This is a genomic window from Nocardia aegles, assembly GCF_052545135.1.
In genome coordinates this window covers 45,328-55,909 of record NZ_JBQWRI010000007.1, presented here as the reverse complement: position 1 = coordinate 55,909, position 10,582 = coordinate 45,328, and the positions used below count along the sequence as shown (strand labels likewise).

The following is a 10,582-nucleotide window of genomic DNA, read 5'->3' as shown; positions in this document are numbered from 1 at the left end:
GCTGGGCGGCGGGCGGTGGCGGCGGGGCCATGTGCTGACCGGGCCGCGGCTGCGGTGCGGCCGGAGGTCGACCGATCGGCGGCACCCTCGGCGCCTGGCCGTCGTACGGACCGCCGTTCACCCCCTGGTGCTCGGCATCGGCCGGAGCGGGGCTGCGTTCCCACGGCGCGACCGGCGCCCGGCGCACCGGTGGCCCGTCGAGCCGGTCGCTTGGTCGAGGGCGATGAGCCGATATGTCATCGTCGCTCATCATGCCTCCTGTACCAGCCGGGATTCCGCACCCCCATCGGTGCGGAGAGCCGCGGCCCGCCGCAATGGTTCGCTGTGATCGGCGAACATTCTGTCACTGGTCCCCGGCCGGATCCGATCGGCTCGGCAACACTGCGATTGTCCTCCACCGTGCCACATGACACCGCAGTACCCAACATCGGTGCACGTAGCAGCGGTTTACGTCGCGCCGCCGGAGCGGGATCCGTCACCGCGTCTCCTGGAGCTGCTCCTGCTCTTTCTCCTGCGCCCGAAGCACGCGCAGGCGCGCGCGCCGGTACCGGTTGACCCGGCGCCTGGTGCTCGGATCGAAACCCTCGTCGGCCGGATCGGGCTGCCCGCGGAACCGGCGCCACAAACGGCGACCGGCCAGCAGGAGCAGCAGGAGTGCGGCGCATCCCGTAATTATCGCCAACGCCTTGCCGTAGGCATTCGAACGCACCGAGACCTGGGTGGGATTGCCGAGCGCGACGCCCTCCGGCGTGGTGAGCGAGATCGGAATGACCAGGTTCCGGCTGTCGATGACCTCCGTCGGTATCTGGAAGGACCGCGATCCGTTGGCCGGCAGCTGCTGCTCGCCGGGATCGGTGATCTTCGTCTCGGCCGGCGCCTCGATCCGGAACCTGACCCGGATGGCCACCGGCAGCTCGTTGCGCGCGACCAGCAGCAGGGGGCTCTGCTCGGACGCGAGCGTGTACACCCCGCCCGGCGGCAACACGGTCACCGAGCGATAGAGCTTGTCCATCGTCCGGGTGTTCTGGTCCAGCCGCCGCTGGGCGAACGTATCCGGCGGCGCGGCATCGCCCGCGCGCCGATCGGAGAGACTGAGCACGCGCAACAGATCGTCGCGTAGCGGCGTCAAGAAGTCGTGCGGCGTCGGTTCGGCCTCCGGCACGTCCACCAGCGCGCGCATCATCTCGGTGATCCGGCGACTCTGCTCGCGTACCGGCGGCAGGAACCGGTCCGGCACCGCGTCCTGCGCCGCCTGCGGCAGATAGTCCAGCTTGTAGGGCTGCGGGTCCGGCGGCAGCGCGACCAGATCGTGGAACGGGCGCGCGGTGGCGAGGTTGCCGCGCAGCAGTTGGTCGACTTGGCGCAGCAACGCGGTCGCCTCGTCCCGATTCGCACCCCATTGCTGCGGTGGGACGAGCAACAGCGAGCGCGACGGATTCGCCTCCGGATGCAGCGCGTTCCACGAAATCGCGCCGAGGGCGTCCTGCAAGCGCGCCGCCCGCGAGTCGTTGGTCACGTCATAACGGACCCGGGCCGGGGTGAACGGCGGGGTCGGCGGATTCGAGCCCACCGCGGCGAGCGCGGTCGCGGACCAGATATCGAAGGTCACCGCGTGCAGCGCGGGGTCGGCGGCGAGCGCGGGTGCACTCGCCGCGGGCGCCGGGCTGCCCGCGACCTGCGGTGCGGGTATGGCGGGCGCGGCCGGTTGCGCCGCGGTGATATCGGGCAGCCTGAGCACTTGCGGATGCACCGGGCCCGCGGTGGAGACCGCCTCGTTGGCACCGATAGTGGACTGACCGATCTCACTGCTCGACTGTGCCCAGTCGACGCCGCCCTGCGGAACGGCCGCCGTCGCGGCGAGCACTGCGGTGCCGAAACCGTGACTGCGTAACAGGGTCCCCGCGCCTTCGTCGATGCTGCCCGAATCCGGCAGGCTCACCCCGCGCACCGACCGGGTGGACAGGATCGAATCGATGATCTCGGCCGGTTCGTTGATCGCGCGCGCGGACAGCGCCGGATCGTTGACCGCGGCCAGCGCGGTGAGATCGACCTGCGCGAACGGCAGCGCCACGGTGCACATCGACCCCGCCAGCGCTCGCAACCGATCAAGCCAGGTCTGGGCCTGTTCGGCACCCGCACCCGCCCTGGTGGCGCCGTCGGGATCCGACGGGCTGGCCAGCACGCGGTAACCCTTGGTCATCGCACGCACCGTGAGCAGCAGGTCGGGGTCGATGGCGAGGCACACGGCCGAGGCCAGATCGGCGTTACGGCCCGCGCTCGGGTTCGACGTCCCCTCCAGCGCGGCCAGCAATTGATCCAGCCGCCCTCCCTTGCCGAGCGAGGCGGCCAGTTCGTCGTCGGTGAGCTCCACCTTGCCGTCCACGCTGCCCGGCCTGCCGCCCACCTGCCGCGGCCGGTCGGCCAGCGGCCACAGCAGCGTGGTCGCCACCGGGGCGTCGGTGGGCGCCGACACCGATGGGGCTCCTTCGCTCGCAGCGGGCGGCACGCCGAGCACCGGGAGCAGGAATCTCGCGTCGTCGAGCCTGGCCTGCGTGCCGTAAGCCGGTTCACCGTTGACGTTCAGCAGCAGCGGGTAGACGCCCGGCTCCGTGATCCGCAGCGACGTGCCGCCGGTCACCGAACGCAACGGGATGCTCAGCGTGAACTGTTTGCGCTGCCCCGGGTTCAGCCGCTGCGCGATGTCCTCGAAGTCACCGTTCACGTCGTAGTTGACCTCGTCGAGGCGCAAAGTGGCGCGCAACCCGGCCGGCGCGGTGATCGCCGCCGCGCGCTGGAGCCGGATGCTGACGTCGTCCACCACACGGTCGCCGATATTGGTGACGGTGCCCGCGACCGTGAGCACCGAATCGCTGCCGACCGTCACTGTGGTAGGCGTCACCGAATCCAGGGACAGCTTCAGGAATTTAGGGTTGGTCGGGGTGCCGGACCCGGCCGGTTGCGCTCCGGCCGCCGCGGAATCGAGCAGCGGCAGCGTCGCCACCGAGCCGAGGATGGTCAGGACCGCCACGAAGATCCGGAACAGTCCACGCGTCATCGCTTGCCGGTCTCCATCCGGTCGATCAGCTTGTTCGCCATCTCCGCCAGCCGCCGCTCATCGGCGTAGGCCAACCGAGAATCCAGTTCACTCAACGGAACCCAGGCGACCTGGGTCACTTCCACGTCGGCGTCGGACAGTTCGCCACCAACCGACCGCAGCAGATAATGATGCACCGTTTTGTGTACCCGCCGACCGTCGGTCACGAACCAGTAATCGATGCTGCCGAGTTCGGCGACCACGACACCGTTGATGCCGGTCTCCTCGGCGACCTCGCGGATCGCGGTTTGCTCGGCGGTCTCACCTTCTTCGATATGTCCTTTGGGCAGCGACCACAGTAACCGCCCGCGGCGATCGGTGCGTCCGATGAGGGCCGCGCTTCGCGCTTCCCGAGGACCGTCCAAGCCGTCGACGACCAGCCCACCCGCCGAAGTCTCTCGGACCGTGCGCATCCGCGGCTTCGCGGCATTGGCGGCCGAACCGCGGCGCCGAGGCTGGCGGCGTCGACTGTTCGCACGATCGGCCGGAGACACCTGGCAATCCTACTGTGTTGAATTTGCCGCGACTGCGTCGCGCCGCGAACGGAAACAGGCTCGGTCTCGCTGCGCTCGGAAGACGTGGTCGGGGTGCGCCGGGCACGGTGGTATTCGAGCTGGGCACATAAGGCCCGCTGCACGTCGCTGAGTGCTGGGATGTCTGCGTGGAGATGTGCCGGGTCGCGCTGGTTTCGCCTGCGTGGTGCTCCTGTTCGGGGGTGGAGTCGGCGGTATCGATGCCTCGTGGCGTGGCAGCTGCTTCGATGTGCGGGTTCGTCGCGTCCGAATAGTTCGGCGGCGGCGAATGGCGGGGCTTTCTTCGGCCCTGACCCCGTCGGTGCTCGTGGTCTCCTGTGCGGCGCATGCGCTACGGCTCGGTGGCGGTGAGTGGTTGCACTACGACACGCCGGGCGGGTGGCTTGTGAGCGGGGGGTGATTTCGCGCGGATGCCGCTGGCTGGGCTCATGTCGGTGTCCTTATATATCTGGGCTGCTGCGGTGCCCGGGCCGGCGATAACCGGTGGCGTGGCTCGGTAAGCTGCTCATTCGTGGTTGCGCCGAAGTCCCAGGACGCTGTGCTGGATAGACGGACCCGATTGCTGGCCGCGGCGGCGGTGACGCTCGGGGGGCTGTCGGATGTGCTGACCCCGCTGGGTGAGATGTTCGCGGCGCGGGGGCACGAGCTGTACCTGGTGGGGGGAAGCGTGCGGGACGCGGTGCTCGGGCGCCTTGGGACCGACCTGGATTTCACCACTGACGCGCGGCCGGACGCGGTGCAGGACATCCTGCGCGGGTGGGCGGACCATCTGTGGGACACCGGCGGTCTGGCGTTCGGCACGGTCAGCGCGGCCAAGGACCGGCAGCAACTGGAGATCACCACGTTCCGCGCCGACAGCTACGACCGGGTGTCTCGCAACCCGCAGGTGACCTTCGGCGACTCGCTCGCCGAAGACCTGGTCCGCCGCGACTTCACGGTGAACGCGATGGCGGTGAAGATCGGCCCGGACGGTGCGCTGGAGTTCGTCGACCCGCTCGACGGCATGACCGCGCTGCTCGACGGCGTGCTGGACACGCCCGCCGCGCCGGAGGACTCGTTCAACGACGATCCGTTGCGGATGCTGCGCGCCGCGCGGTTCGTCTCCCAGCTGGGGTTCGAGCCGCATCCTCGGGTGCGGGCCGCGATCACCGCGATGGCCGATCAGATCGACCGCATCACCGCCGAGCGGGTGCGAGTCGAGCTGGACAAACTGATCGCCGGGGCGCACCCGATCGACGGCATCAACGTCATGTGTGAGACCGGGCTGGCGCAGCGAGTGCTTCCCGAGGTGCCCGCGATGAAGCTGGAGATCGACGAACACCACCAGCACAAGGACGTGTACTGGCATTCGCTCACCGTGCTGGAGCAGGCCATCGACCAGGAGGAGGGCGACCCCGACCTGGTGCTGCGCTGGGCCGCGCTGCTGCACGACATCGGCAAGCCCGACACCAAGCGCAACGAGCCGGGCGGCGGCGTCAGCTTCCATCACCATGAGGTGGTCGGCGCGAAGATGGTTCGCAAACGAATGCGCGCGCTGAAGTACCCGAAGCAGTTCACCGAGGACGTCGCCCGGCTGGTGTTCCTGCACCTGCGTTTCCACGGTTACGGCAAAGGCCAGTGGACCGATTCCGCGGTCCGTCGCTACGTCACCGACGCCGCCGAGCTGCTCCCCCGCCTGCACAAACTGGTCCGCGCCGACTGCACCACCCGCAACAAGCGCAGGGCCGCCGCGCTACGCGCCACCTACGACGAGCTCGAGGCGCGGATCGAGCATCTGCGGGCGCAGGAGGATCTGGCCAAGGTCCGCCCGGACCTGGACGGCAACGCGATCATGGAGCTACTCGGCCTGCCCCCGGGCCCCGAGGTCGGGCGGGCCTGGCGCCATCTGAAAGAACTACGCCTGGACCACGGCCCGCTCAGCCGGGACGAAGCCGAGGCCGCGTTGCTGGAGTGGTGGAAGACGCAGGGCTGATCAGGTCAGAAGACGATCAGTGTGGTGCCGGCCAGGATCGCGGAGCGCATCTGGGCGAGATCGAAGGACCCGGAGATTTCCGGCAGTTCGACGCGGAAGCGGATCAGGTCGCCCTCCCGTTCGGCGCGCACGATCCGCGCGTTCTTGGGCAGGTGCTCGAGCCGCAGGACGGGCGCCGCGATCATGCGTCGCGGAACGCGGACACCGAGCCAGGTGACTCGGCGTACCCCGAGGTCCAGCCGGTTGTTCGTCACCGACGCGTCCACCAGGGCGGTGACCAGTCGCCTGCGGTGCCTTGCCCGGATCAGCCCGCTCGCCTGCACGTCCAGGTCCCAGTCCAGCGGCTGGGTGTTGAGCCATCCGACCAGCGCCGCCGTGGTGACGGTACCGATGAGGTCGAGCTGGGCGGTGCGCACCTTGGTCGGCACGCCCGGAATCAGGCGGACGCCGTGCGCGATCATCGTCACGGACTCGATCGGGTGATCGTCCCAGCGCAGCCGCGACAGCACGGTCTTGGTCTGGAAGTGTGCGCCGCGGCGGCGCACCTTCAGCACCTGCAAGGTGGCGTGCAGGTCATGGCCCAGCAGGGTCGCGCTGACCTCCTGTCCGCCGAATCGGCTCAGGATGCCCTCGCTGAGCATGGTCATCAGCACGTCCGGCAGCAGCGCCGTGACGGTGCCTGCGCCGAGGTCGGCGACCGGATCCATCCAGGCTGTGCTGAGCGTGATCCATTGCTCCAGCCAAGACGGATCGAACAGGCGCTTTCCGAGATCGACGGCCCACAGCGGCGACCAGGACTTCGGATCGAAATACGTGGCCATGATTGGATCGAGGGTACTTGGCGCGGGGCCCCACACCCGTGCGTTATGCCCCAGGTCGCGCGGACCGGCCGGCCTTGCCTGCGGGAACGCTCGAGCACGAGAATCGAAAAGCCACCGGTCACACACCGCTGGGAGGACGCATATGGCGCTGGATCTGAACAGTGATCTCGGCGAGGGCTTCGGTCCGTGGACGATGGGCGACGACGCCGCCATGCTCGATATCGTCACCAGCGCGAACATCGCCTGCGGATTCCACGCGGGCGACCCCGCGATCATGCGCGCGACCTGCGCGCTCGCGGTGCGGAAGGGAGTGCGGATCGGCGCCCATGTCGGTTATCGCGATCTGGCCGGTTTCGGTCGGCGTGCGATCGCCGTCGCGCCCGGTGAGCTGCGCGACGAGGTGCTGTATCAGATCGGCGGCCTCGACGCTTTCGCGAAGGCCGCCGGGGACCGGGTCCGCTACGTGAAACCGCATGGAGCGCTCTATCACTCGGCCGCGCGCGACCGGAAGCTGGCCGACGCGGTGCTGGCCGCGATGACGGAGTACGACCCCCGACTGGCCCTGCTCGGCCCGGCGGGCACCGAGTTGGAGACGGCCGCGGAGGCCGCCGGGGTGCGTTTTGTCGGAGAAGGGTTCGCCGATCGCGCCTACACACCGGACGGCTCGCTCGCCCCGCGCGGTACGCCGGGGGCGGTGTTGGGGCCGCAGGACGCGGTAGCGCAGGCGATCTCGATCGCCAAGTCCGCAACCACGCGCACGGCCGATGGCTTCGGCGAGGTCGCGGTGCGCGCCGCCAGTATCTGCGTGCACGGCGATTCGCCCGCGGCGGTGGAGATGGCCCGGCGCATCCGCACCGCGCTGGACGAAGTCGGCGTGCCGGTGGAGCCGTTCGGCTGAGGCCGCGAGATGAAGACGACGGGCGCGGTGTCGCACGCGCAGCGGCAGGCGGCCGAGGAATCGATCCGGCCGGCGGGCGATCGGGCGCTGTTGATCACCCCCCATCGGCGAGACATGGTGGCGGAGATCGTCGCCGCACTGCGGGATCGCCCGATACCCGGCGTACAGGATCTGCTTCCGGCTGCGGAGACCGTATTGCTGACCCTCGATTCACCGCGCGCCGCGGAAGCGGTCCACCGGTCGATGACCACGCTTTTGGTCACCCTGGACGCAGAGCGATCAGTCGCTGTTTCCCGTGGAACATCGACCGACGACGCTTTCCGCGCCGAACCGGTGTCGATCCCGGTGCGCTACGACGGCACCGACCTCGACGAGGTGGCCAGGATGCTCGAGGTCACGACCGCGGAAGTGATCGCCGCGCACACCGGAACGCTGTGGCGATGTGCTTTCGTCGGATTCGCACCGGGCTTCGGCTACCTGGAGTCGCCCGACGAGAGGTTGTCCGTTCCGCGCAGGGCGCAGGCGCGCACAACGATTCCGGCGGGCGCCGTCGCCCTCGCCGGTGGCTACAGTGCGGTGTATCCGCGGAGCACACCGGGCGGGTGGCAGCTGATCGGCACGACCGACCTGAGGATGTGGGATGTCGAGCGTGACCCACCAGCGCTGATCCGCCCGGGCGTCACCGTTCGATTTTTCGACGTGAGCGACGGCCGATGATCGTCGTCGACGCGGTCGGTCCACTGGCGACCATCCAGGATCTCGGGCGGCCGGGCTGGTTCGATTCCGGTGTCGGTCCCGCGGGGGCCGCCGACCGCGGGTCGCTGCGGCTGGCCAATCGATTGGTCGGCAACCCGGAGGGGCATGCGGCCGTCGAAGTGCTGCTCGGAGGCCTCGCGCTGCACGCGGAAGAGCACGTCATGCTGGTGGTGACGGGCGCACCGGCCCCCGCCACCGTCGACGGCAGACCCGTGGGTCACGCGAGTGTGCTGGAGCTGGAACCGGGACAGGCGCTGCGGCTGGGCTACGCGTCCGTCGGGCTGCGCAGCTATGTGGCGGTGCGCGGCGGCATCGACGTGCCGGAGACGCTCGGTTCCCGAAGCCGCGACACCATGTCGGGCCTGGGGCCGGAGCCTCTGAAGAAGGGTGATCGGCTCCCGGTCGGTTCTTCGCCGCGCACGTTCCCGGTCGTGGACTTCGCCCCGGTCGCCGAGTTGCCCGCGGACGTCGTCACCGTGCGCGCCGTGCTCGGTCCGCGCGACGATTGGTTCTCCGACGCCACGGCCTTGTTCGCCGGCGAGTGGGCGATCTCCACCGACACCGACCGGATCGGCGCCCGATTGGAACGCCGCACCGGTCCCCGGCTGACCAGGAAGGTCACTCGGGAACTGCCGACCGAGGGCATGGCGCTCGGCTCGATCCAGGTGCCGCCGAGCGGACAGCCGGTCGTCTTCCTGGCCGATCACCCGGTGACGGGCGGGTATCCGGTGATCGCGGTGGTCATCGATGCCGACGTCGACGCCATCGCGCAGACGCGGCCCGGTCAGCCCGTGCGATTCGTGCGGGCGGGCTGACCGCGGTTGGGCTCCAGCCGGGCATGCATGAGATACACGTTGTAGCTGTCCCACGCGGACAGCATGAAGTACAGGTCCTCGCCGGTCGACCACGGATGGATGAACCCGCCGTAGGACTTCGGGTAGTCGGCGGTGGACACCAGCGGGATCGCATCCGTCCACGCACCCTGCGGGGCTGCGGCGGTACGCAGCACGATCGCGCCCCGCGCGGAATCGAGATAGACCATCTGCCACTGCTCGGTCTCCCGGTCGTAGCGCACCGACAGCTCACTGGCGATGCCGAGCACCAGCGGGGTGGCCTCGTTCTCGGCGGCGGGCGCCCAGGTGCCGCCGACCCAATACTGATAGGCGGACTTGTTCAGAACCTGGTGCCGCGGCACGCGCGCCAGAGCGATCGTGCCGATGCGTCCGTTGGGTGTGCCGAACATGTAGACGTAGTCGCCCTGCGGCACCATGGCCGCGACCTGGAACTTGCCCAGGCCGAACAGGTTCTCCCACTTGGCGTGCTGGTCTTTCTTCCAGGTGCGCCCGCGGTCGTCGGAATAGGCGAGGCCGCCGTAGTTGGTCCACCACAGACCCGGTATGCGGCTCCATCTGTTCACCGACATGTAGCTGAGGTACTGCCGGTGCCCGATGGCGAACCCGGAGGTCGGGATGGTGGTGGTCTCCCAGTTCTTGATCTTGCGGCTGCCCAGGATCTCCGCGGCGTGGCAGCGGCGGTCCTGCGCGAAGGTGTCCAGCGTCAGGCCGTCGGACAGATCGCGGTCGGTGCTGAAACCGATGACGTTGCTGCGCCAGTCCTGGTCGTCGTTGCCCGCGCCACCGGCACCCCAGCCTTTGCCGAAGGTGTCACCGAAGACCACCGCGATCTCACCGGGTCGGGTCTCCCACATCAGGCCGAGATCGGTTCCGTCGACCTGCCAGCGCATATCGGTGCGGTTCTGCGAACCGTGCCCGGTCACCTGCCCGACCAGCCGTACCGACTCGACGGTCGGCGCGGCCACCGCGGCGGCGAGCGGGCCGGGTTCGGCCGGATGCACCACCTGTGGCGGAGCGGGCTGCGGCTCTTCGCCGGGGCCACCGGGCACCGGGACCGGAATCGGCTCGGTCTCCGGTGTGAACTCGATGCGCGGCAGTTTGACCGGCGAGCCAGAACCGGAGGCAGAGCCGGAGCCATCGCTGGAACCGGAACCCGAACCGCTGCCCGAACCGGGCCCCGATGCCGAGCCGGAGGAACCGGCTTCCTCGTCGGTGCCGGTCTCGGGCGTCGGGCTGGGATCGGTCTCGGGATGTGCGGGGTAGTCCCTGATATCCGGGCACGGGTTGTCACATGGATTCTCCGGCAGCGGGTCCGGGACGATCCGCGTGTTGTCGTGCGGTGGGTCGGGCACCGGGACCGGAGTGAGTTCGGGAATCGGGACGGGAATGTCGATCCGCGGCGGCAGCGGTGGCGGCGGTGGCTGCGCGGGATCGGGCTCACGGTTGAGCGGGTCGAAACCGACCTCACCGCAGCTGTTGACCGGCGGCGGCGCCCACGGAAACGGTGCGGCCTGCGCGGTGGGCGTCGGTATGGCGAGGGCGCCGACGAGCAGCGCGCCGAACAACGCGGGTGCACAAGACGATTTGCTTCCGGGTGCGCGCATCAGGTCGCCTCGTCAGGCGATCGGATGTCCGGTGGCGGACCGACTCTTCC

General features: G+C 69.5%; 8 protein-coding genes. 4 read left to right on the top strand and 4 right to left on the bottom strand.

What is annotated here, in order from left to right; all coding sequences use genetic code 11:
- Positions 1–475: 475 nt before the first annotated feature.
- Complete coding sequence (locus tag ACT89H_RS19840; RefSeq protein WP_445110117.1) at positions 476–3,055, bottom strand: DUF6049 family protein; 2,580 nt, start codon at positions 3,053–3,055, stop codon at positions 476–478.
- Positions 3,052–3,588 (bottom strand): NUDIX hydrolase, encoded by a 537-nt coding sequence (locus ACT89H_RS19835; protein WP_039803412.1) that lies wholly within the window; start codon positions 3,586–3,588, stop codon positions 3,052–3,054. Before ACT89H_RS19835 ends, ACT89H_RS19840 begins: the two co-directional genes overlap by 4 nt.
- Positions 3,589–4,138: 550 nt before the next feature.
- On the opposite strand from ACT89H_RS19835, the gene ACT89H_RS19830 reads away from it, so the two are divergent.
- A complete protein-coding gene (locus tag ACT89H_RS19830; protein ID WP_445110116.1) occupies positions 4,139–5,599 on the top strand; it encodes a CCA tRNA nucleotidyltransferase in 1,461 nt (486 codons plus the stop codon).
- 5 nt (positions 5,600–5,604) lie between these two features.
- On the opposite strand, the gene ACT89H_RS19825 is transcribed toward ACT89H_RS19830, so the two are convergent.
- Positions 5,605–6,420, bottom strand: a complete 816-nt coding sequence (locus ACT89H_RS19825; RefSeq protein WP_445110115.1) for a hypothetical protein — start codon at positions 6,418–6,420, stop codon at positions 5,605–5,607.
- A gap of 142 nt (positions 6,421–6,562) precedes the next feature.
- On the opposite strand from ACT89H_RS19825, the gene ACT89H_RS19820 reads away from it, so the two are divergent.
- Genes ACT89H_RS19820 through ACT89H_RS19810 form a run of 3 tightly spaced genes read left to right on the top strand, consistent with a single transcriptional unit; the run spans position 6,563 to position 8,889 of the window.
- Positions 6,563–7,318 (top strand): LamB/YcsF family protein, encoded by a 756-nt coding sequence (locus ACT89H_RS19820; RefSeq protein ID WP_445110114.1) that lies wholly within the window; start codon positions 6,563–6,565, stop codon positions 7,316–7,318.
- A gap of 9 nt (positions 7,319–7,327) precedes the next feature.
- Entirely contained in the window at positions 7,328–8,035 is a 708-nt protein-coding gene (locus ACT89H_RS19815) for a 5-oxoprolinase subunit B family protein (protein ID WP_445110113.1), read from the top strand.
- Positions 8,032–8,889: a 5-oxoprolinase subunit C family protein gene (locus ACT89H_RS19810; protein WP_445110112.1), complete on the top strand. Its 858-nt coding sequence runs from the start codon at positions 8,032–8,034 to the stop codon at positions 8,887–8,889. Before ACT89H_RS19815 ends, ACT89H_RS19810 begins: the two co-directional genes overlap by 4 nt.
- On the opposite strand, the gene ACT89H_RS19805 is transcribed toward ACT89H_RS19810, so the two are convergent.
- Entirely contained in the window at positions 8,859–10,532 is a 1,674-nt protein-coding gene (locus ACT89H_RS19805) for a glycoside hydrolase family 183 protein (RefSeq protein WP_445110111.1), read from the bottom strand. The genes ACT89H_RS19810 and ACT89H_RS19805 overlap by 31 nt on opposite strands.
- Positions 10,533–10,582: the final 50 nt, after the last annotated feature.

Bases quoted from the DNA above. Each gene is read 5' to 3' on its own strand.
- ACT89H_RS19840 (WP_445110117.1), bottom strand. From the start codon at position 3,055: ATGACGCGTGGACTGTTCCGGATCTTCGTGGCGGTCCTGACCATCCTC.
- ACT89H_RS19825 (WP_445110115.1), bottom strand. From the start codon at position 6,420: ATGGCCACGTATTTCGATCCGAAGTCCTGGTCGCCGCTGTGGGCCGTC.
- ACT89H_RS19820 (WP_445110114.1), top strand. From the start codon at position 6,563: ATGGCGCTGGATCTGAACAGTGATCTCGGCGAGGGCTTCGGTCCGTGG.
- ACT89H_RS19815 (WP_445110113.1), top strand. From the start codon at position 7,328: ATGAAGACGACGGGCGCGGTGTCGCACGCGCAGCGGCAGGCGGCCGAG.
- ACT89H_RS19810 (WP_445110112.1), top strand. From the start codon at position 8,032: ATGATCGTCGTCGACGCGGTCGGTCCACTGGCGACCATCCAGGATCTC.
- ACT89H_RS19805 (WP_445110111.1), bottom strand. From the start codon at position 10,532: ATGCGCGCACCCGGAAGCAAATCGTCTTGTGCACCCGCGTTGTTCGGC.